Here is a 19,454-nt window from a genome sequence, read left to right as displayed (position 1 = left end):
GGGCTACGGCGAGACGCATCTGCTGGTCCCGACGGGCCCTGGCGTGCGCGAGCCGCAGAACCGCCGCGTGGAAATCATCCTGAACTGATTTTCGCTCGACTGACTTTGAAAAACCCCGGTCTCGGCCGGGGTTTTTTTATGGGGGATCGATAAATCGGCATGGTTGCGTGTGGCGTGGGTGCAACGCCGCGTTCAAATCCCGCAGGACCCTGCGGCCAACCCTGATTTGGCGCTGGTGCAATGCTATCTATGCGAAGCGTGAGGCGTCGCGTCGGCGCAGGATCGTGACAGGAAATCAGGAGACGGTAAATGAAGTTCCGCAAAATGTTGATGGCGAGCAGTGTTGTCGCGGGCCTGTTCCTGTTGCCGATCGCCGCCAGTGCCCAACCGGTCACCGGCCCCTACGTGAGCGCGGGCATCGGTTACAATGTCATGAACGGCCGCGAGACCAAAGGCTACGCGATCAGCGGTGTCGAGACCAACCTGCATGAGCGCACTCTGTTCAAAAATGGCTTCACCGGCGAGGCGTCGGTGGGTTACGGCTTTGGCAACGGGTTCCGGGTCGAACTCGAAGGCGATTACTTCGACAACCAGGCCCACAAAGTCGACAGTGCAATCGGGCAGGTCCCTGCGAGCGGAACCGAACGCAAATACGGTGCGATGCTGAACGGGTTATACGATTTCGATATCAGCAGCCCTTATATCTACCCCTTCATCGGCGCCGGCGTGGGTTACCAGTTCTTGGATCTGCGCAACGTGAAGACGCCGGCGAACGGTGCCTATATCAACAGCACACCCGGTGCTTTCGCCTATCAGGCGATCGTCGGGCTGTCGTTCCCAATACCGGGCGCAATCGGCCTGTCCGCCACCGTGCAGTATCGCTACCTCGCGACGGTCGGCAATGAACATTACAAGGGCACTGAAGGCGGCGTTCCAGCGACGTTCAAGGTCGGGCCAGATTCCAACAACATGGTTCTGGTCGGCTTGAACTATGAATTGTTCGCACCGATGCCCCCAGCGCCGCCGGCGCCGGCGGCGACCCCGGTTGCAGCGCCGGCTCCAGCGCCGGCGCGGACCTATCTGGTGTTCTTTAACTGGAACAAGGCCGACCTGACCCCGCGTGCGACGCAGATCGTGGCCGAGGCCGCAAAGGCATCGCAGACCACTCATGTGACCAGCCTGAACGTGAACGGTTACACCGATACCTCGGGTACACCGGCCTACAACGAGAAGCTGTCGTACCGCCGTGCCGACAACGTCGCCGCCCAGCTGGTGACCGATGGCGTGCCGAAGAGCGACATCGTGATCAAGGGCTACGGCGAAACGCATCTGCTGGTCCCCACGGGCCCTGGCGTGCGCGAGCCGCAGAACCGCCGCGTGGAAATCATCCTGAACTGATTTTCGCTCGAATGACTTTGAAAAACCCCGGTCTCGGCCGGGTTTTTTTATGCCAGCAACAGCGACTGGAGCCGGTCCCGGCCGCTGGCGGTAATGCCGATGGCATCGAAATACCCCTGGGGTCCGCCCCAGGTCTGGTCGATTGCGGCGAACGCGGCGTCGAGATAGGCGGGATCGGTGCGGCCCAACTGATCCAGCGTGCCCGGATCGATGACACGCCCTAGCACCGTTCCCAAGGTCCGTGCGAAGTGGCGGGTTTCAACCGCAATGTCGATCCGGTTGGCGGTCTCACGGTAATCGGCCGCAATGGCCGCCGGTTCAATTCCCAGCGCGGTCAGAATCAACGCGACCGCAACGCCGGTCCGGTCCTTGCCGACATGGCAATGCAGCAGCATCGGCACGCCCCAGCCGCTCGCGGCGGCCTCGAGTGTGGCCTGCAGCGCCGGTGCGAGCAGGCGTGGCAATGATGCGTACAGGTCGAGCATCGCCCGCCGCGCGCCGTCCGGGCCAGGTTCATGCGCCAACCGGTCGATCAGCGGTTGCATGCCGGCTTCCCGGTCGGTTTCGGCCGGCATCGCGATGGTTCGGGCGGGTGCCAGCGCGGGCCAGAGAGTCGGAAACCGCCGGCGCTCCGCAGCACTGCGCAGGTCACATACCAGCTTGATGCCGAGCGGTTCGATCGCTGCGATATCGGTATCGGTCAGTGCCGATAACGCACCTGATCGATAAACCATCCCGTGCCGCAGCCTGCGCCCGCCGCTTGCGGGCAAGGCATCGACGGCACGAAAATTGGGCGCGCCGGCCAGCAAGATCACGGCTTCGGCGCGAGGCGCTCCATCCGGCGGAACGCGCTGCTTTCGACGATGCCGCATTCGAGCACCACGATCGGCTGAATCGCCGGCGTCTGGCGGGCAAAATCGTCCAGTTGGGATTGCGAATTCAGCGCAAGGACCTGGCCGAACAGTGTCTTGCTCTGATTGCAGAATTCGCTGCCCTCGTGGATACCCGCCGAGGATTGCACATTGGCAAGGCTGGTCACGTAACTATCCTCGTAGGTATGGAACAGCCGGCCATGTTCCTCACGGAAATAAGCATCCACCGAATGCTGCTCGTCCAGAATATGCGCGTGGAACTTGGTCATGAAGGTATCGTAATCGCTGCGCTGGTCGCAGGTGAGGGCGCTGACCATCAGCGTGCTCTTCAGGCCGATGACGTCGAGCGCTTGCTGCGTGCTGGGCACCATGCAAGCCATGGCGTTGCCGCCCATGAACGTCGCGGCGATGAGGCCGAAGGCGATGCGGCTGGCGGTACGGCGCATAAAAATCCCCACACAATGAACCGAAGCGGCCGGGCATTGTCCCGACCGCCTTCACTTAGTCTTGGAACTATCGAAAAGTAAAGTAAATTATGGCGTTCAGCTCGCGGCCTCGTTGAACTGCAGCACCGGTGTCACATTGGTGAAGTTCGGAACATCGCCCATAATCGCAGCGCCGTGCGCCGCCGCTGCCTTGCCAAACGCCGCCATGCTCTCGAATTCGAGCAGCGTGATCACACCGAACTGGGGTGCGGCACCATCCGGACCGGGCACGCCCTTCATCACGCGTGCGCCGTGCAGACCCATCGAGCCCCAGAGGTCATGGACCATCTTCATATGAGTCGCGTGATAATAGGCCATGTCGAAGGTGGCGTCGGCGGTTTGCGGATACAGCACAGAAATCGTGATCATGGTCGTTCCCTCGTTAAGTTTGCCCCATACTGCCGTGGTCGTTGGACCGAAGCAACCCAGGCGCTACACCTTGGCGACCCGCAATGCATTCGTGCTACCGCTCTGGCCGAACGGCACGCCGGCTACCACCACCAACTCCTCGCCGGGCTGAACGAAGCCCTCCTGGCGCGCCAGCCGCACCGAAAGATTGACGGCCTCGGTCATCGAAAATACCTGCTCGGTCACCAGCGCGTGCACCCCCCACACCAGCGCGAGCCGCCGGGCGGTATCGATCGAGGGTGTCAGGCCGATCACCGGGCAATGCGGCCGCTCGCGCGCTACCCGCAGCCCACTGGCCCCGGAATTGGTGAAGGCGGCGATCGCGCGGGCGCCGATAGTATGTGCCACCTGGTCGGCCGCACGGGCGATGGCATCGGCCGAGGAATGCTCGAGATCGGGGCGTTTGGCATCGATGCCGAGGCGCCAGTCCTCGTCGCGCTCCACCCGCGCGATGATCCGATCCATCATGTTCACCGCTTCACGCGGATACTGGCCGGCGGCGCTTTCGGCAGACAGCATCACGGCATCCGCCCCGTCGAACACCGCGGTCGCGACGTCCGAGGCTTCGGCGCGGGTCGGCGCGGGGGCCGAGATCATGCTTTCCAGCATCTGCGTCGCCACCACGACCGGCAGGCCGCGCGAGCGCGCCGCGCGGATGATCCGCTTCTGCGCGATCGGCACTTCCTCGGGCGGCAACTCCACGCCAAGGTCACCGCGCGCGACCATCACCGCATCCGACGCATCCATGATCGCATCGAGATTATCGAGCGCCTGGGGTTTTTCCATCTTAGTCATGATCAAGGCGCGGCCGGCCGCGATCGCCTTGGCTTCCAGCACGTCTTCGGCGCGCTGCACGAAGGACAGGCCGATGTATTCGACGCCATGCTGCAAGGCGAATTCCAGATCGATCCGGTCCTTCGCGGTCAGCGCCGGAATCGGCAGCACCACATCCGGCACGTTGACACCTTTGCGGTCCGACAGCGGGCCGCCGTTGACCACTTCGGTCAGCAGATGATCCTCTCGTTTGCGCAGCACGCGCAGGCGCAACTTGCCGTCATCGAGCAGCAGCGTGGCGCCGATGCTGGCCGCCGCGATGATCTCGGGATGCGGCAAATTGACGCGGCGCGTATCGCCGGGCGCGGGGTTGAGGTCGAGCTGGAACTCCGAACCGGTCTGCAACTGGATACGCCCGCCGCGGAACTGGCCGACGCGCAGCTTCGGGCCCTGAATATCCGCCAGAATCCCGATCGGCCGGTCAAACTTATGCTCCAGCGCACGGATCATCTCGATCCGCGCTGCGTGATCCTCATGGCTGCCGTGACTGAAATTGAGCCGGAACACATCGGCCCCCGCCTCGAACAACTGCCCGAGCATTTCGAGCGTGGAGCTTGCCGGGCCGAGGGTCGCGATGATTTTGGTGCGCCGGTGCCGCCTGAGCCGAGATGCCATTTTTGTCCCCTTTGGTCGCGCTGGAGCGCTGGTTCTGCTAGACCACCGTATGGCAAACAAGTGCGGCCCTGACCACACGCCGCACCGGTAAGGAGATGGACGTTATGGACATGACCACAATCGACGATGCAGCCCGCACCGAACTCGAAGCCGCCGCGTTTCGCCGCCTGGTCGCGCATCTGCGCGAGCGCAGCGACGTACAGAATATCGACCTGATGAACCTGGCCGGGTTCTGCCGCAATTGCCTCTCCCGCTGGTATCGCGAAGAGGCTGCCGAGCGCGGCATCGACATCGCCGATCCGGCAGCGCGCGAAATCGTGTACGGCATGCCCTACAAGGAATGGCAGGCACTGCACCAAAAAGGCGCATCACCGGCCCAGCAGGCTGCGTTTGCCGCAGCGGCCAAGTCCGGTCATTGAACCCCCAAGGCCGATCAACAGGCCATTGACCGGGTCGCGGCGCGGCTCTATCCCGCCCGCTCCCCTCAGGCTGGAGATCCCCGATGGCATTCGATACCGCTGACCAGGCGACCGCAGACCACGCAACCACCGGCAATATTGCCGCCGATCGGTTGAAGAGCATCGTCGAGCGCATCGAGCGCCTCGAAGAAGAGCGCAAGGCTCTGGCGTCCGACATCAAGGATATCTATTCCGAGGCCAAGTCCGCCGGGTTCGATGTCAAAGTGCTGCGTCAGTTGATCCGTATGCGCAAGCAGGAACCCGCCGAGGTCGAGGAACAGGAAATGCTGATCGATGTCTATCGGCGCGCGCTCGGCATGGCCTGAACGGGTCATGTTGTTTTGGTAATATTACCAGAATCATGATGGCACACTCTCGATCCGTTTGCTCGCTCGCCTATCTGTGATGCACGAAAGGCCGGTTCGATCCGGCCCTGCACAACAGAGACAAGGAGCGAAGCGATGGTCGACCATAATCGCGTTGAAGGCGCCGCCAAGCAAGTCAAAGGCAGTGTCAAGGAAGCCGTCGGCAAGGTGACCGGCAATAAGCAGACCGAAGCCGAAGGCAAGGCCGATCAGGTGGCCGGCAAGGCTCAAGGCAAAGTTGGCGAAGCCAAGGATAAGGTTCGCGACGCCGTCAAGCGCTGAACCGGGCTTTTTCCTGACGATGGCTGCCACCGGCCGGGGCCGGTCGGCGGCCGTTTTTCAAACTGACAAAGGGATAACTTCACATGGGTATTATTGCATGGCTCGTTCTGGGCCTGATCGCGGGCTTTATCGCCAGCAAACTGGTCAACAAGCAGGGTGAGGGCATCGTACTCGACATGGTGCTCGGCATCATCGGTGCGATCGTCGGTGGATTCATTTTCAACGCCTTCGGCAGCGTCGGCGTCACCGGCTTCAATATCTATAGTCTAATCGTCGCGGTGATCGGCGCGGTAGTGGTTCTGGTGATCTACCACGCCCTGGTCGGCGGCCGTCGCCGCATCTGAACTGAAAATCCAGGGGCAATGCCCCTGGATGGTTCGATCGTTCAGCCGGCCGAGGCCTTCAGCAGCCGCGCGGCCTCGACCGCAAAATAGGTCAACACGCCTGAAGCCCCTGCGCGGCGAAAGCCGAGCAGGGTTTCCAATAGTCCCCGCTCGCGGTCGATCAGACCCAATTCCATTGCCGATGCCAGCATCGCGTACTCGCCCGACACCTGATAGGCGAATACCGGCACATGGAATGTATCGTGCACGCGGCGCACGATATCGAGATACGGCATCCCGGGCTTGACCATCACCATATCGGCGCCCTCGTCGAGATCCATCGCGACTTCGCGCAGCGCCTCGTCGGAATTCGCCGGGTTCATCTGGTAGGTCTTCTTGTCACCCCGCAGCGCCGCGTTCGATCCCAGCGCCTCACGAAACGGGCCGTAGAACGCGGAGGCGTATTTGGCCGCGTAGCTCATGATCCTGGTATGGATCAGCCCTTCGGTATCGAGTGCGGCGCGAATACTGCCGATCCGCCCATCCATCATGTCCGACGGTGCGATGATATCGATTCCGGCCTGCGCCTGGTTGACCGCCTGACGCTCGAGAATCTCGACCGATTCGTCGTTTGCGACATAATTATCCCGCAGCACGCCGTCATGGCCATGATCGGTATAAGGATCGAGCGCCACATCACCGATCAGCCCCAGATCGGGAAACTCCGCCTTCAGCAGCCTCGCCGCCTGGCAGATCAGATTGTCGGTATTGAGCGCCTCGGTGCCTTCCGCGTCTTTCAATGCCGTGGGTGTGGCGGGAAACAGCGCGATCGCCGGAATCCCGAGCTTCGCCGCTTCCTCCACATGCGCGGCCAGCCGATCGAGCCCGACCCGCACCACGCCGGGCATCGAACTCACCGGCGTCGGTTCGCCATCGCCCGCGCGGACAAAAATCGGCCAGATCAGATTATCGACCGACAGGGTGGTTTCGGCCACCATCCGGCGGGTCCAGGCATCGACGCGGTTGCGCCGGAGGCGTGTGGTCGGGAAACTGCCGGTGATCATGCTAGAACTCCTCGTATCTGGCCGTGATCACGCCATCGCGCGAAGCGGCGAATTGCGCAAGTTCTGTCTCGTTCTGGCCGCTCATCGTGGCACATCTGCCCGCGCAATAAGGCCTGTTTCACCCCAAACGGTCCACGTGCTAAAGCCGCGCAATGAGCATTGCGAAAACCCTGGTCGTCGGCGCCGATCACGCCGGCTACGCCCTGAAAGACACGCTGGCCCAGGCGGCCCGCGATGCCGGCTGGACCGTGATCGACTGCGGTACCAACGGCCCCGCCAGCGTCGACTACCCCGATATCGCGCACGCGGTGAGCGACCGGATCGAGGCGGGCGACGCACACCTCGGCCTTTTGGTCTGCGGCTCGGGCATCGGCATGGCGATCGCCGCCAACCGCCACGCCGGCATCCGTTGCGCCCAGGTGCATGATGCGACCGAAGCGCGGTTGTCACGCTCGCACAACAACGCCAATATGCTCGCCCTCGGTGCGCGCATCACCGGTGAGGTCGTGGCGCTCGATGCGCTGCACGCCTTCCTTTCGACCGATTATCAAGGCGGGCGGCACGATCTGCGGCTCGCGAAACTCAACCCGGAGCGGACCCGATGAACCAGCAGACCCCGATTGCCAGTATGGACCGGTTTTTCAACGCATCCCTCGCGGAAACCGACCCCGATCTCGCCGCCGCCATCGCGCAGGAACTGGCGCGCCAGCAGGACGGCATCGAACTGATCGCCTCGGAAAACATCGTCTCGCGCGCCGTGCTCGAAGCCCAGGGCTCCGTGCTGACCAACAAATATGCCGAAGGCTATCCCGGCAAGCGCTACTACGGCGGCTGTGCCGCGGTCGACATCGCCGAACAACTCGCGATCGACCGGGCGAAGCAGTTGTTCGGCTGCGAATACGCGAACGTCCAGCCCCATTCCGGCGCGCAGGCCAACCAGGCGGTGTTTCTGGCGCTGCTGAACGCGGGTGACACCATTCTCGGCATGTCGCTCGCGGCCGGCGGCCATCTGACCCATGGCGCGGCGCCGAACCTGTCCGGCAAATGGTTCAAGCCGGTGCAATATGGCGTGCGCCGCGAAGACGGCGTGCTCGATTACGAGGAACTCGAAAGCCTGGCGCGCGAACACAAGCCGCGCATCATCATCGCCGGCGGCTCAGCCTATCCCCGCGTGATCGACTTCGCCCGCATCCGCAAAGTGGCCGATGAGGTCGGCGCCTATTTCATGGTCGACATGGCCCATTTCGCAGGCCTCGTCGCGGCCGGCGTATTCCCCTCACCGTTGCCGCACGCCCATGTGGTCACCACCACGACCCACAAGACCCTGCGTGGCCCGCGCGGCGGCATGATCCTGAGCAACGACCTCGATCTCGGCAAGAAGTTCAATTCCGCGGTGTTCCCCGGCCTGCAGGGCGGCCCGCTGATGCATGTGATCGCGGCGAAAGCGGTCGCCTTCGGTGAGGCGCTGCGCCCCGAGTTCCGCGCCTATCAGAAAGCCCTGGCGGAAAACGCCAAGGTGCTCGCCGCGACGCTGGTCGAAGGCGGTGTCGACATCGTCACCGGCGGCACCGATTCGCATCTGATGCTGGTCGATCTGCGGCCGAAAAACGTCACCGGCAAGGCTGCCGAAGCCTCGCTCGAGCGCGCGCACATGACAGCGAATAAAAATGCCATCCCGTTCGATCCGGCGAAACCGGCCGTGACCTCCGGCATTCGTCTCGGCACGCCGGCCGCGACCACCCGCGGCTTCGGTGCCGCCGAATTCCGCCTGGTCGGCCAATATATCGTCGAGGTGCTCGATGGGTTGTCGGCCTCGAACGATGGCGCGAACAGCGCGGTCGAAGCCGCCGTCGGTGCGAAAGTGCTGGAACTCTGCAAGCGTTTTCCGATCTATCGGTAAAGCCCGATGCGTTGCCCGTTCTGCGGCGAGGCCGATACGCAGGTCAAGGATAGCCGGCCGAGCGAAGACGGCAGTGCGATTCGCCGCCGGCGGTTCTGCCCGCAATGCAGCCAGCGCTTCACGACGGTGGAGCGCGTGCAGCTGCGCGAACTGGTCGTGGTCAAGGCCGATCAGCGCCGGGTCGCCTTCGACCGCGACAAGCTGGCCCGTTCAGTGCGGATCGCCCTGCGCAAACGCCCGGTCGAGGACGAGCGGATCGAGCGGATCGTCAATGGCATCGTTCGCAAGCTCGAAGCCTCCGGCGATGCCGAAATTGCCTCCACCGCGATCGGCGAACTGGTGATGGACACGCTCAAAGAGGTCGATGCGGTCGCCTATGTCCGCTTCGCCTCGGTCTATCGCGACTTCCGCGAAGCCAAGGATTTCAAGACCTTCCTCGGCGCGATGGACCCGCCGAAATGACCGATGCCGACTGCATGGCCGCGGCCATCGGCCTGGCACGGCGTGGCCTGGGCGAGACCGCACCCAACCCGAGCGTCGGCTGCGTCATCGTCAACGCCGGCCGGGTCGTGGGGCGTGGCCGCACCGCGACCGGCGGGCGACCGCATGCCGAGACGCAGGCGCTGGCGATGGCCGGTGCCGCGGCGCGCGGTGCAACTGTATATGTCACGCTGGAACCTTGCGCGCATCACGGCCGCACGCCGCCCTGCGCGCAAGCCCTGATCGATGCCGGGGTGGCGCGCGTCGTCGTCGCGATGCGCGACCCCGATCCACGGGTAAACGGTGCGGGACTCGCCATGCTGCGCGCGGCCGGCATCGAGGTGACCGAGGGTGTCGGGATGCCGGCGGCGCTGGCGGTGAACGCCGGGTTTGTCTCGCTGATCGAGCGCGGCCAGCCGCTCGTCACGCTGAAACTCGCCACCTCGCTGGATGGCCGCATCGCGACGCGCACCGGCGACAGCCAATGGATCACCGGCGACGCGTCCCGCCGCACCGCCCACACGCTGCGCGGGTCGCATGACGCCGTGATGATCGGCGTCGGCACCGCGCTGGCCGACGATCCGGAACTGACCTGCCGGATCGATGGGTTTCGCGCGGCGCCGATGATCCGCATCGTGGTCGATTCCCATCTGCGCCTGCCCCTGAACAGCCGCCTCGCGCGCGGCGCCGACGCGCATCCGCTCTGGATCATCCATCGCGACGGCGCCGATCCCGCCCGGCATGATGCCTTTGCTGCCCTCGGCGCACGCCTGTTCGCGGTGCCCGCCGCTGAAATCGGCGTCGAGCCGCAGGCGGCCCTGCGGGCACTCGGTGCCGCGGGCATCACGCGGTTATTGGTCGAAGGCGGCGGCACCCTTGCGGCCTCGTTGCTGCGTGCCGATCTGGTCGATCAGATCGCCTGGTTCACCGCCCCCCTGGTGATCGGCGGCGACGGTATTGCCGCCATCGCCGGGTTCGGCGTTGCGGAACTCGCCGCCGCGAAACGACTGACCATGCTGAGCGCAAATGCCAGCGGTGCGGACCGCCTGGCAACCTATCGGAGACAGGACTGATGTTTACCGGGATCATCACCGCCGTCGGGCGGCTGACCAGCAAATCCCCGCCGACCGCCGAGCGCGACGCGCGCTTCGTGATCGGCGTGCCGGATCGCAATGCCGCTTGGGCGGATCTCGACCGGATCGCGCTCGGTGCCTCGATCAATTGCTCCGGCTGCTGCCTCACCGTGATCGAGGCTGGCAGCGACTGGTTCGCGGTCGACGTTTCGGGCGAGACCTTGTCCAAGACCACGCTCGGCGCCTGGACCGAACAGAGCCCGATCAATCTGGAGCGCGCCCTGCGGATGGGCGATGAACTTGGCGGCCACGTAGTATCCGGCCATGTCGATGGTCTGGGCACGGTGATATCGATGACGCCGGAACACGGCTCGACCCGCTGGCAGTTCAGCGTGCCGCAGGCGCTCGCGCGGTTCATCGCACCCAAGGGTAGCGTTGCGATCAATGGCGTGTCACTCACGGTCAACGAGGTCGAGGGCAACACCTTCGGCGTCAATATCATCCCGCATACCGAACTCGTCACCAATTTCGGCACGCTGGCGGTAGGGGATGCGGTGAACGTCGAAATAGACATGCTGGCCCGCTATGTCGCGCGGCTGGCGGAGGTTTCGTGATGGATCAGAGCAAGATGAACGCATTGCAGACGGCATCGCTGCAGACCTATTTGTCCTCGGCCGCGGAAATCATCGATGAAGCGCGCGCCGGGCGCATGTTCATCCTGGTGGATGACGAAGACCGCGAAAACGAAGGTGATCTGGTGATCCCCGCCCAGTTCGCGACGCCGGATGCGGTGAATTTCATGGCGAAACACGCGCGCGGCCTGATCTGCCTCGCCTTGACCAAGGCGCGCTGCGAGACGCTGGGCCTGAAAATGATGGCGCAATCGAACGGTTCGCGCCACGAAACCGCCTTCACCGTCTCGATCGAGGCGCGCGAGGGTGTGACCACCGGCATCTCGGCGGCGGATCGGGCGCGCACCATCGCGGTCGCGATCAATCCGGAATCCAGTGCTGCCGATATCGCGACACCCGGCCATATCTTCCCCCTGATGGCGCGTGACGGCGGCACGCTGGTGCGCACCGGCCACACCGAAGCCGCGGTCGATATCGCGCGGCTCGCCGGCCTCACCCCGGCCGGCGTGATCTGCGAGATCATGAACGAAGATGGCACGATGGCGCGGCTGCCCGACCTTGTGAGTTTCGCCCAATATCACAACCTCAAACTCGGCACGATCGCCGATCTGATCGGCTATCGCCGGCGCGTCGAAAAACTGGTCCGCCGGACCGGCGATGGCGCGCTGACCGATGGGGCCGGCCAGCAATGGCGCATGGTCAGTTTCGAAAACACCGTCGATCACGTCGAGCATCTCGCGCTGGTGAAGGGCGATGTTGCGGCGGCTGAACCGGTGCTGGTGCGGATGCACGCCATCAGTACGATCGACGATATTCTCGGCGGCGATCATATTCGCGACCTACGTCGCGCAATGGCACAGATCGCCGAGGCGGGCAGGGGGGTCGTCGTGCTGATCCGCGAGGCGAGGCCCGATGCGATCTCGACGCGCCTCGCCCAGATCATGGGCGGTGCGCGCACCGGCACCGTGCTGCGTGACTACGGCATCGGCGCACAGATTCTGACCGATCTTGGCGTACACGACATGATTTTGTTATCGAATCACAAGCGGGCCGTTATCGGGCTGGAGGGCTACGGGTTGAACATCGTCGATCAACTGCCGATCGAGGGCAAGGCAACACCATGAGCACCGCCGATGCCCTGGCACCCATTGTGCCGGTCGTGCCGGGGGGCGCACCGCATGTGCTGATAATCCGCGCGCCATATTACCGCGATATCGTCGATGGCATGACCACTGCGGCGGGGGCCCTGCTGGCCGAAGCGAACGCCACGGTCGAGACCATCGATGTCGCCGGCGCCTACGAACTTCCCCAGGCCCTGCGCATCGCGCTGCGCGGCAAACAAGCGTTCGATGGTTTCGTCGTGCTCGGCTGCGTCGTGCGCGGCGAGACCGATCATTACGATTACATCTGCAGCACCGCCATGAACGGGCTGATGAACGTCGCCGTGCAATACGGCATCTGCCTCGGCACCGCGCTGCTGACGGTCGATACCATCGCCCAGGCCGAGGCGCGGTCGGCCGAGACTGGCTCTAACAAAGGTGCGGAAGCCGCCGCCGCCTGCCTCAGGCAGATCGCGCTCGCACGCCTTCTGGGGGCGGCATGACCGCGGCATCGGGCAAGGGCGTGCGGCCGCGCACGCTCGCACGTGTCGCCGCCGTGCAGGCGCTGTATCAATGCGAGCAGAACGGCGAAACGGCTGAAACCGTCATCGAACAATTCATCCGCCACCGCATCGGCGCGCTACCCGGCAAGCCCGGCGTGGCCGATGGCCGGGTACCGGAAGCGCATGCGCCGCTGTTCGGTCGCATCGTGCGTGTGGCGACCGAACAGCAGGATGTGATCGACCCGATGATTGTTAGCCTGCTGCCCGAAGCCTGGCCGATGGCGCGGCTCGACCCGGTGCTGCGCGCCCTGCTGCGCGCCGGCGGGGCCGAGTTATGGATGACCGACGGGCCGCCGCCCCGGGTCGTGATCAACGAATATCTCGATGTTGCCCACGGATTTTTGAAAGAGGACGCCGTGCAACTCGGCAACGCCGTGCTCGACCGCATGGCCCGGATTCTGCGCCCGAACGATTTCGCCGAGACCGAAGCCGGGTGAGCGGCGGCGAGTTCGACCGGATCGCGCGATATTTCGCGCCCCTGGCGAACGAAGCAGCGCTCGGCCTGACCGATGACGCGGCGGTATGGTCGCCGCCGCCGGGCCGGCAACTGGTGCTCACCGTCGATCAGATGATCGAAGGCATCCATTTCCTGCCCGACGATCCGCCCGATTGCGTCGCCCGCAAACTGCTGCGCCGCAACCTGTCCGATCTCGCCGCGATGGGTGCGGCGCCGATCGGGTATTTGCTGACCACGGCGTTGCGCGCGGCAACACCGCAGGCGTGGCTTGCTGATTTTGCCGATGGTCTGGCGCAGGATCAGCGCACCTATAACATCACGCTGTTTGGCGGCGACAGCACCTCGACCACCGGGCCGATCATGACATCGGTCACCATGATCGGGCACGTAGCACCCGGCACGGCGCTGCTACGCACCGGTGCCCGGTCCGGCGATGCGATTTTCGTGACCGGCACGATCGGCGATGCGGTGCTGGGGCTGGAGGCGGCGCGTGGCAACATCGCTGACCCGGGCGGTTTTTTTTCCACGCGCCGCTTGCTGCCAGAACCAAGGATAGGCCTGCCGCTCGCGGGCCCGGTTCATGCCGCGATCGATGTGTCCGACGGTCTGATCCAGGATCTCGCGCATCTCTGCACCAACGCACGCCTCGGCGCGGTGATCGAGGCGGCGCTGGTGCCGCAATCATCCGCCGCGCGCGCTGCCGGCGATGCCTGGCTCGAAACGCGCCTGACCGGCGGCGATGACTACGAATTGATCCTGGCCGCACCCGCCACGGCCGAGCCTGCGCTGCGCGCCGCGTGCGGCACGGTGCCGCTGACGCGGATCGGCACAATGACCGCCGCGCACAGCAACATCATCATCAACGATGCTTCAGGCACCCCTCTACATTTCGCCCGGCAAGGCTGGCAGCATTTCTGAGCCGGTTCAGGCCGGCGCGGTAAACGCCACGTCTTTCTTGAAGGAAAACGGATCGGTCGGGTTGCGCTGTGCCAAGATATCCGCAAGCCGCAACTCGACCGATCCCAGAATCCGGGGATGCGTCAGGCAGTAGAACTGATCCGCCTCGATCGCCGCAAAGGTCTTTGCCGCGACATCACCAGCACTCAGCCGCCCCGAAGTCACCGCCTTGCGCGTCTGTTCGTCGGCAAGCCGCTGGCTCTCGGTAGCCGGCGTCGTGTTCGTCAGACCCGTCGGCCGGTTGCGCCCGGCATCCTTGATGCCGGTATCGACGAAGGCTGGGCACAGCACAGTAACACCGAGCTTCGATCCGGTGATCCGCAAATCCTGAAACAGCGTTTCGGACAGCGTGACCACGCCATGCTTCGAAACATTGTACGGCCCCATCGTCTGCGCCGAGAGCAACCCTGCGACCGAGGCGGTGTTGATGATATGACCTTCATGTTTGCCCGCGATCATGCGCGGTACGAAGCAGCGCACACCGTGGATTACACCCCACAGATTGACCCCGAGCACCCATTGCCAATCGGCAACAGAATGTTCCCAGATCAAGCCGCCAGTGCCGACGCCGGCATTGTTGAACAGCAGATGCACATGGCCAAAGGTATCGAACACGGTGGCGGCGAACCCATCCATCGCATCGGCGTCACTAACATCGAGCCGATGCGCGATCACCGCAGCACCCGCAGCTTGAAGCTCTGCGGTGATGGCATCGAGTGCGTCCTGCTGGATATCCGCCAGCGCCAGTTTCATCCCCCGTGCCGCCGCAATCCGGGCAAACTCGCGCCCGAAGCCGCTGCCCGCCCCGGTAATGACGGCGATGCGATCTTTGAAAATCTTCATGGAACCACCACGATTTTTCCGGTCACCTTGCGGTCCGCCATGTCCTGCAGCGCCTGCGCCGTGTCGGCCAGCGGATAGGCCTTCGAAATCAGCGGCCGGATCTGGCCGTTCTGCAACATCGCGAACAAATCCTGCATCATCGCGATCTGGTTCTTGGGCTCGCGCCGGGCGAAATCGCCCCAGAACACGCCCACCAGCGAAGCCCCTTTGAGCAAGGGTAAATTAAGCGGCAGGCTAGGGATTTCACCATCCGCAAAGCCGATGACGAGATACCGGCCACGCCAGGCAATCGAACGGAACGCCGGTTCGGCAAACCGTCCGCCGACCGGGTCGAAAATAATATCGGGCCCGCGCCCCTCGGTATGTGTCTTGATCGCGGCGCGGAAATCCTCGGTGCTGTAGTTGATCGTGGCATCGGCGCCGCGGTCGCGGCAGATCACCAATTTGGCATCGTTCGAGGCAGCGGCGATCACTTTCGCGCCGCGCGCCTTCGCAATCTCGACCGCCGCCAGCCCCACGCCTCCGGCCGCACCCAGCACCAGCACGGTATCGCCCTGCTTAACGCCGCCGCGATCGATCAGCGCGTGGTGCGAGGTGCCGAACGCCAGAATGAAGCCTGCGGCGACATCGTAGGGCACATGGTCAGGGATCGGCACGCACAGATGCGCATTAAGCGCGATTTTCTCAGCAAACCCGCCGGTCGAGCACAAGGCTAGAACGCGATCGCCGATCTTGAAGTCGGTCACGCCTTCGCCAACCGCCTCGATCTCGCCTGCCACTTCCGCGCCCGGGGTGAACGGCAGGGTCGGCTGGACCTGATATTTTTTCTGAATAATCAGAACATCGGGAAAATTCACGCCCGCAGCATGAATTTTGATGACGACCTCACCCTCACGTGCGACCGGATCGGCAATCTCGCGATGCTGCAGCGTCTCCGGCCCGCCCCATGCCGCGCAGACGATTGCGCGCATTAGAGCGGCAATCCCGGTTCGGACAATCCATCCGCGATCATCACGTTCGGATAGCCGCCCGACCGTGCCGGATCGGTGTTCTGATAGCGGCGCTGTTCCAACCGCGCCAACTGGTCCCGGTGGACTTCATCGGGGCCATCCGCCAGTCGCAAGGTGCGCTGATGGGCGTAGGAGCTCGACAGCCAGGTATCCGCCACCCCGCCGCCGCCGAACGCCTGGATCGCCCAATCGACGATCTTGCACGCGATATTCGGTGCCACCACCTTAATCATCGCAATCTCGGCCCGGGCCCCCTTGTTGCCGACCGTGTCCATCATATACGCGGCTTTCAGCGTCAGCAGCCGCGCCTGATCGATCATGATCCGTGATTCCGCGATGCGCTCACGCCAGACGCTCTGCTCGGCAACCGGCTTGCCGAACGCGGTGCGCGATTCCAGCCGGCGGATCATGCGTTCCAGCGCGCGTTCGGCAACACCGATCGAGCGCATGCAGTGGTGAATCCGTCCCGGCCCAAGCCGGCCCTGGGCAATTTCGAAGCCGCGGCCCTCGCCTAACAGAATGTTTGCGGCCGGGACGCGCACATTGTCAAAAATCAACTCGGCATGGCCGTGCGGTGCATCATCATCGCCGAACACCGGCAGCGCACGCTTCATGGTGACGCCGGGATGGGGAAACGGCACCAGGATCATCGATTGCTGCTTATGTCGATCCGGGTTGGTCGAGTCTGATTTTCCCATCACGATCAGCACATGGCAGCGCGGATCCGGCGCGCCGGAGATCCACCATTTATGGCCATTGATGACATATTCATCGCCATCGCGCCGGATCTCGGTCTCGATATTGGTCGCATCGGACGATGCCACGCGCGGCTCGGTCATCGCGAAAGCCGAGCGGATTTCGCCGGCCAGCAGCGGCTTCAACCACCGCTCCTTGTGCTCCGCCGCCGCATAGCGGGTCAGCACTTCCATATTGCCGGTATCGGGCGCCGAACAATTGAACGCCTCAGGCCCGAACGGGCTGCGCCCCATGATTTCGGCAAGCGGCGCGTATTCCATATTGGTCAGCCCGGCGCCATGCTCGGACTGCGGCAGAAACAGATTCCACAACCCTTCGGCTTTGGCCCTCTGCTTGATCTCGCCTAACAAAGCGAGCGGCTGCCAGCGGTCGGCCTGGCTGTGCGCGGTATGGAACAGCGCCTGCTCGTTCGGATAGATATGCGCCGCCATGAAATCCGCGACGCGCGCGCGCAAGGCCTCGGTCTTGGTGGAATAGTCGAAGTCCATAGCGGCATTTCCCTTATCATCGTGCAATTTTCCCCGATTGTGCGGCTTGCCCTTGCGTTACGCAAGTCCCCCATGCGGCATTGCGCCGCAAGCTTGACACGCCGTGGCGCGATCAGGATGCTCCCTCCCAAGCGGAGGAAACTTGCATGAATGACGCATCGGCACCGAAACTGGTTGAGGTTCTGCCGCAGCATCGCCTCGATGATGCGCGGCTGACCGACTATCTCGCCCGTCACATCGCGGGCTTCACGCCGCCCGCCGTCATTCGCCAGTTCCAGGGCGGCCAATCGAACCCGACCTATCTGATCGAGGCATCGGGCCAGCGCTACGTGCTGCGCAAAAAACCACCCGGCACGCTGCTGCCCTCGGCCCACCAGATCGACCGTGAATACCGCATCCAGAGCGCGCTCGCTGCCACCGCCGTGCCGGTCGCGCCGATGCTGCACTACTGCGACGACGAAACGATTATCGGCACGAGCTTCTACCTCATGGCGCATGTCGCAGGTCGGGTGTTCCACGATGTCATGATGCCCGGCGTCAGCGCGTCCGATCGCGGGGCGATCCAGCGCAATCTGATCGAGGCGATCGCAGCGCTGCACAGCGTCGATTACCGTGCGGTCGGGCTCGAAAGCTTCGGCCGGCCGGACAATTACGTCGCCCGCCAGATCGATCGCTGGACCCGCCAATACGAGGCCTCGAAAACTGAAGACCTGCCGGCCATGACCAACCTGATCGCGTGGCTGCGTGCGAACATCCCCGCGCGCGACGAAACCGCGATCGTGCACGGCGATTTCCGGCTCGGCAACATGGTCGTCGATCAGGACCAACCCCGCATCGCGGCCGTGCTCGACTGGGAATTGTCCACGCTCGGCCATCCGCTCGCCGACCTCGCCTATTGCTGCATGTCCTACCACCTGCCGCCCGGATCGGGTCCCGCTATGGCTGGCTACCAGGGCATCGATGTCGCCGCGATGGGGCTGATGAGCGAGGCCGAAGCGCTCGCCCTCTACGCCAGCCTGACCGGGCGCGCGGCGATCGAACACTGGCAGTTCTTCATGGGATTCTCGCTTTTCCGCTCCGCCGCGATCGTCGAAGGCGTCTACGCCCGCTCCCTCGCCGGCAACGCGGCGGATGAACGCGCGGGACGCATGCACGACATGTGCATCGCTGTCGCTGAAACCGGTTGGAACGTCGTGCGCGCGCGTTAGGATCAGGTTAGAACTTCTTTTTTGTAAAAAAGAAGCAAAAAACTTTCTGACTCTGGGGCGCGGGCGGTTTCACGGCCACGGGCCCAGATTAACAGAGTTTTTTTTGCTTCTTTTTTGTTCACAAAAAAGAAGACCTTACCCTTCCCTTGCCCCCGCGCCCCGTCACCTTGCGCCCAAGCGTGCCCGCCCTGTATGGCTTAGCCCACACGATCGAGCGATCGCCAGCAAAAGGTCCCGGCCATGAAATTGTTCTACTCTGCCACCAGCCCCTATGTTCGCAAGGTGATGGCCTGCGCCATGGCGCGCGGCATCGAGGCGCAGCTCGAAAAAATCCCGACCAATCCGCACGAAAGCCCGGCCGCGCTGGTCGCCGCCAACCCGTTGTCGAAAGTGCCGTGCCTCGTCACGCCGGACGGGTTTGCCCTGTTCGACAGCCCGGTGATCTGTGAATATCTCGATACGATTGGCGAAGCCCTGCCGCTGTTTCCCGCCAGCGGTGCGGCGCGCTGGGTCGCGTTGCAGCATCAGGCGATCGGCGATGGCATTCTCGATGCCGCGGTGTCGCGGCGGATGGAGAGCGTCAAGCCCCAGGAAGCCGCGCGCGACGCCTATATGCTGCGCCAGAAACAAATCGTCGAGCGCAGCCTCGCGACGCTTGATCGCGATCTGCCAGGCAAATTGCTCGACATCGGCACCATCGCGCTCGGCTGCGCGCTCGGCTACCTCGATTTCCGCTTCGCCGATGAAGCCTGGCGCAACAACGCGCCCCGGCTGGCCGCCTGGTTCGACGGCATCGCGACCGATCGCGTCTTTGCGGAAACCGTCCCACCCGGCTGATCGCGCCCGATCGGCCTTGCGCCATCGTCCTGATGCGTGCCCTGAT

24 protein-coding genes are annotated in these 19,454 nt (G+C 63.9%); 16 read left to right on the top strand and 8 right to left on the bottom strand.

The features are described 5' to 3' along the window. Positions 1-324: 324 nt before the first annotated feature. Positions 325-1,398, top strand: coding sequence for an OmpA family protein (locus tag B7X49_RS07040; RefSeq protein ID WP_286702703.1), 1,074 nt, complete (start codon positions 325-327; stop codon positions 1,396-1,398). A gap of 47 nt (positions 1,399-1,445) precedes the next feature. Here the strand turns inward: B7X49_RS07040 and B7X49_RS07035 are convergent, their stop codons facing one another. The 4 genes from B7X49_RS07035 to pyk all read right to left on the bottom strand — a co-directional run bounded on the left by B7X49_RS07035 (position 1,446) and on the right by pyk (position 4,612). After that, positions 1,446-2,270: a tyrosine-protein phosphatase gene (locus tag B7X49_RS07035; protein WP_286702704.1), complete on the bottom strand. Its 825-nt coding sequence runs from the start codon at positions 2,268-2,270 to the stop codon at positions 1,446-1,448. Then, the gene (locus B7X49_RS07030; protein WP_029310561.1) at positions 2,210-2,716 is read right to left on the bottom strand and encodes a hypothetical protein; all 507 of its coding nucleotides are present in this window, start codon (positions 2,714-2,716) and stop codon (positions 2,210-2,212) included. Before B7X49_RS07030 ends, B7X49_RS07035 begins: the two co-directional genes overlap by 61 nt. A 96-nt stretch (positions 2,717-2,812) precedes the next feature. Next, the gene (locus B7X49_RS07025; RefSeq protein WP_029310562.1) at positions 2,813-3,124 is read right to left on the bottom strand and encodes an EthD family reductase; all 312 of its coding nucleotides are present in this window, start codon (positions 3,122-3,124) and stop codon (positions 2,813-2,815) included. 63 nt (positions 3,125-3,187) lie between these two features. Beyond that, entirely contained in the window at positions 3,188-4,612 is a 1,425-nt protein-coding gene (gene pyk, locus B7X49_RS07020) for a pyruvate kinase (protein ID WP_286702705.1), read from the bottom strand. A 104-nt stretch (positions 4,613-4,716) separates the two neighbouring features. On the opposite strand from pyk, the gene B7X49_RS07015 reads away from it, so the two are divergent. The 4 genes from B7X49_RS07015 to B7X49_RS07000 all read left to right on the top strand — a co-directional run bounded on the left by B7X49_RS07015 (position 4,717) and on the right by B7X49_RS07000 (position 6,061). Then, complete coding sequence (locus tag B7X49_RS07015) at positions 4,717-5,031, top strand: DUF1244 domain-containing protein (RefSeq protein WP_408735556.1); 315 nt, start codon at positions 4,717-4,719, stop codon at positions 5,029-5,031. An 83-nt stretch (positions 5,032-5,114) separates the two neighbouring features. After that, the gene (locus B7X49_RS07010) at positions 5,115-5,396 is read left to right on the top strand and encodes a DUF2312 domain-containing protein (RefSeq protein ID WP_029310565.1); all 282 of its coding nucleotides are present in this window, start codon (positions 5,115-5,117) and stop codon (positions 5,394-5,396) included. A gap of 135 nt (positions 5,397-5,531) precedes the next feature. Next, positions 5,532-5,717 (top strand): CsbD family protein, encoded by a 186-nt coding sequence (locus B7X49_RS07005; protein ID WP_286702706.1) that lies wholly within the window; start codon positions 5,532-5,534, stop codon positions 5,715-5,717. Positions 5,718-5,800: 83 nt separating this feature from the next. Next, a complete protein-coding gene (locus tag B7X49_RS07000; protein WP_029310567.1) occupies positions 5,801-6,061 on the top strand; it encodes a GlsB/YeaQ/YmgE family stress response membrane protein in 261 nt (86 codons plus the stop codon). Between the two features lie 41 nt (positions 6,062-6,102). On the opposite strand, the gene hemB is transcribed toward B7X49_RS07000, so the two are convergent. Further along, a complete protein-coding gene (gene hemB, locus B7X49_RS06995) occupies positions 6,103-7,104 on the bottom strand; it encodes a porphobilinogen synthase (protein ID WP_286702707.1) in 1,002 nt (333 codons plus the stop codon). 152 nt (positions 7,105-7,256) lie between these two features. Here hemB and rpiB point away from each other — a divergent pair, with 152 nt between their 5' ends. Genes rpiB through thiL form a run of 9 tightly spaced genes read left to right on the top strand, consistent with a single transcriptional unit; the run spans position 7,257 to position 14,227 of the window. Then, positions 7,257-7,709, top strand: a complete 453-nt coding sequence (gene rpiB / locus B7X49_RS06990; RefSeq protein WP_286702708.1) for a ribose 5-phosphate isomerase B — start codon at positions 7,257-7,259, stop codon at positions 7,707-7,709. Beyond that, positions 7,706-9,004 (top strand): serine hydroxymethyltransferase, encoded by a 1,299-nt coding sequence (gene glyA / locus B7X49_RS06985; RefSeq protein WP_029310570.1) that lies wholly within the window; start codon positions 7,706-7,708, stop codon positions 9,002-9,004. The genes rpiB and glyA overlap by 4 nt, the downstream gene beginning before the upstream one ends. A 6-nt stretch (positions 9,005-9,010) precedes the next feature. Then, on the top strand, positions 9,011-9,466 hold the full coding sequence (gene nrdR / locus B7X49_RS06980; RefSeq protein WP_029310571.1) for a transcriptional regulator NrdR: 456 nt from the start codon (positions 9,011-9,013) through the stop codon (positions 9,464-9,466). Next, positions 9,463-10,557, top strand: coding sequence for a bifunctional diaminohydroxyphosphoribosylaminopyrimidine deaminase/5-amino-6-(5-phosphoribosylamino)uracil reductase RibD (gene ribD, locus B7X49_RS06975; protein ID WP_286702709.1), 1,095 nt, complete (start codon positions 9,463-9,465; stop codon positions 10,555-10,557). Before nrdR ends, ribD begins: the two co-directional genes overlap by 4 nt. Further along, the gene (locus tag B7X49_RS06970; RefSeq protein WP_029310573.1) at positions 10,557-11,171 is read left to right on the top strand and encodes a riboflavin synthase; all 615 of its coding nucleotides are present in this window, start codon (positions 10,557-10,559) and stop codon (positions 11,169-11,171) included. The genes ribD and B7X49_RS06970 overlap by 1 nt, the downstream gene beginning before the upstream one ends. Before the next feature lie 14 nt (positions 11,172-11,185). Further along, positions 11,186-12,313: a 3,4-dihydroxy-2-butanone-4-phosphate synthase gene (gene ribB / locus B7X49_RS06965; protein ID WP_286702758.1), complete on the top strand. Its 1,128-nt coding sequence runs from the start codon at positions 11,186-11,188 to the stop codon at positions 12,311-12,313. Continuing rightward, complete coding sequence (gene ribH, locus B7X49_RS06960; RefSeq protein ID WP_286702710.1) at positions 12,310-12,792, top strand: 6,7-dimethyl-8-ribityllumazine synthase; 483 nt, start codon at positions 12,310-12,312, stop codon at positions 12,790-12,792. Before ribB ends, ribH begins: the two co-directional genes overlap by 4 nt. Next, entirely contained in the window at positions 12,789-13,289 is a 501-nt protein-coding gene (nusB, locus tag B7X49_RS06955; protein ID WP_286702711.1) for a transcription antitermination factor NusB, read from the top strand. Before ribH ends, nusB begins: the two co-directional genes overlap by 4 nt. Continuing rightward, positions 13,286-14,227, top strand: coding sequence for a thiamine-phosphate kinase (gene thiL, locus B7X49_RS06950; protein ID WP_286702712.1), 942 nt, complete (start codon positions 13,286-13,288; stop codon positions 14,225-14,227). The genes nusB and thiL overlap by 4 nt, the downstream gene beginning before the upstream one ends. 6 nt (positions 14,228-14,233) lie before the next feature. Here the strand turns inward: thiL and B7X49_RS06945 are convergent, their stop codons facing one another. The 3 genes from B7X49_RS06945 to B7X49_RS06935 are packed head-to-tail and all read right to left on the bottom strand — an operon-like array spanning position 14,234 to position 17,363. After that, the gene (locus B7X49_RS06945) at positions 14,234-15,109 is read right to left on the bottom strand and encodes an SDR family oxidoreductase (RefSeq protein ID WP_286702713.1); all 876 of its coding nucleotides are present in this window, start codon (positions 15,107-15,109) and stop codon (positions 14,234-14,236) included. After that, positions 15,106-16,080 carry an NADPH:quinone oxidoreductase family protein gene (locus B7X49_RS06940; protein WP_286702714.1) on the bottom strand — a complete coding sequence of 325 codons (975 nt, stop codon included), beginning with the start codon at positions 16,078-16,080 and terminating at the stop codon, positions 15,106-15,108. Before B7X49_RS06940 ends, B7X49_RS06945 begins: the two co-directional genes overlap by 4 nt. Further along, positions 16,080-17,363, bottom strand: coding sequence for an acyl-CoA dehydrogenase family protein (locus B7X49_RS06935; protein ID WP_286702715.1), 1,284 nt, complete (start codon positions 17,361-17,363; stop codon positions 16,080-16,082). The genes B7X49_RS06940 and B7X49_RS06935 overlap by 1 nt, the downstream gene beginning before the upstream one ends. A 146-nt stretch (positions 17,364-17,509) precedes the next feature. On the opposite strand from B7X49_RS06935, the gene B7X49_RS06930 reads away from it, so the two are divergent. Next, the gene (locus B7X49_RS06930; protein ID WP_286702716.1) at positions 17,510-18,571 is read left to right on the top strand and encodes a phosphotransferase family protein; all 1,062 of its coding nucleotides are present in this window, start codon (positions 17,510-17,512) and stop codon (positions 18,569-18,571) included. Positions 18,572-18,811: 240 nt separating this feature from the next. Beyond that, entirely contained in the window at positions 18,812-19,408 is a 597-nt protein-coding gene (locus B7X49_RS06925; protein ID WP_286702717.1) for a glutathione S-transferase N-terminal domain-containing protein, read from the top strand. Positions 19,409-19,454: the final 46 nt, after the last annotated feature.

The organism is Acidiphilium sp. 34-64-41, from assembly GCF_002282635.1.
Taxonomy (GTDB): domain Bacteria; phylum Pseudomonadota; class Alphaproteobacteria; order Acetobacterales; family Acetobacteraceae; genus Acidiphilium; species Acidiphilium rubrum.
This window is presented reverse-complemented; position numbering and strand designations above follow the sequence as displayed.

Excerpts from the sequence above, each read along its gene's own strand:
- ribD (WP_286702709.1), top strand. The coding sequence starts at position 9,463 with ATGACCGATGCCGACTGCATGGCCGCGGCCATCGGCCTGGCACGGCGT.
- glyA (WP_029310570.1), top strand. The coding sequence starts at position 7,706 with ATGAACCAGCAGACCCCGATTGCCAGTATGGACCGGTTTTTCAACGCA.
- B7X49_RS07010 (WP_029310565.1), top strand. The coding sequence starts at position 5,115 with ATGGCATTCGATACCGCTGACCAGGCGACCGCAGACCACGCAACCACC.
- B7X49_RS07035 (WP_286702704.1), bottom strand. The coding sequence starts at position 2,270 with ATGCGGCATCGTCGAAAGCAGCGCGTTCCGCCGGATGGAGCGCCTCGC.
- B7X49_RS07025 (WP_029310562.1), bottom strand. The coding sequence starts at position 3,124 with ATGATCACGATTTCTGTGCTGTATCCGCAAACCGCCGACGCCACCTTC.
- hemB (WP_286702707.1), bottom strand. The coding sequence starts at position 7,104 with ATGATCACCGGCAGTTTCCCGACCACACGCCTCCGGCGCAACCGCGTC.
- B7X49_RS07030 (WP_029310561.1), bottom strand. The coding sequence starts at position 2,716 with ATGCGCCGTACCGCCAGCCGCATCGCCTTCGGCCTCATCGCCGCGACG.
- ribH (WP_286702710.1), top strand. The coding sequence starts at position 12,310 with ATGAGCACCGCCGATGCCCTGGCACCCATTGTGCCGGTCGTGCCGGGG.
- ribB (WP_286702758.1), top strand. The coding sequence starts at position 11,186 with ATGAACGCATTGCAGACGGCATCGCTGCAGACCTATTTGTCCTCGGCC.
- nusB (WP_286702711.1), top strand. The coding sequence starts at position 12,789 with ATGACCGCGGCATCGGGCAAGGGCGTGCGGCCGCGCACGCTCGCACGT.
- B7X49_RS06925 (WP_286702717.1), top strand. The coding sequence starts at position 18,812 with ATGAAATTGTTCTACTCTGCCACCAGCCCCTATGTTCGCAAGGTGATG.
- nrdR (WP_029310571.1), top strand. The coding sequence starts at position 9,011 with ATGCGTTGCCCGTTCTGCGGCGAGGCCGATACGCAGGTCAAGGATAGC.
- B7X49_RS07000 (WP_029310567.1), top strand. The coding sequence starts at position 5,801 with ATGGGTATTATTGCATGGCTCGTTCTGGGCCTGATCGCGGGCTTTATC.
- rpiB (WP_286702708.1), top strand. The coding sequence starts at position 7,257 with ATGAGCATTGCGAAAACCCTGGTCGTCGGCGCCGATCACGCCGGCTAC.
- B7X49_RS06935 (WP_286702715.1), bottom strand. The coding sequence starts at position 17,363 with ATGGACTTCGACTATTCCACCAAGACCGAGGCCTTGCGCGCGCGCGTC.
- B7X49_RS07040 (WP_286702703.1), top strand. The coding sequence starts at position 325 with ATGTTGATGGCGAGCAGTGTTGTCGCGGGCCTGTTCCTGTTGCCGATC.
- pyk (WP_286702705.1), bottom strand. The coding sequence starts at position 4,612 with ATGGCATCTCGGCTCAGGCGGCACCGGCGCACCAAAATCATCGCGACC.
- B7X49_RS06930 (WP_286702716.1), top strand. The coding sequence starts at position 17,510 with ATGAATGACGCATCGGCACCGAAACTGGTTGAGGTTCTGCCGCAGCAT.
- B7X49_RS07015 (WP_408735556.1), top strand. The coding sequence starts at position 4,717 with ATGGACATGACCACAATCGACGATGCAGCCCGCACCGAACTCGAAGCC.
- B7X49_RS06940 (WP_286702714.1), bottom strand. The coding sequence starts at position 16,080 with ATGCGCGCAATCGTCTGCGCGGCATGGGGCGGGCCGGAGACGCTGCAG.
- B7X49_RS07005 (WP_286702706.1), top strand. The coding sequence starts at position 5,532 with ATGGTCGACCATAATCGCGTTGAAGGCGCCGCCAAGCAAGTCAAAGGC.
- B7X49_RS06970 (WP_029310573.1), top strand. The coding sequence starts at position 10,557 with ATGTTTACCGGGATCATCACCGCCGTCGGGCGGCTGACCAGCAAATCC.
- B7X49_RS06945 (WP_286702713.1), bottom strand. The coding sequence starts at position 15,109 with ATGAAGATTTTCAAAGATCGCATCGCCGTCATTACCGGGGCGGGCAGC.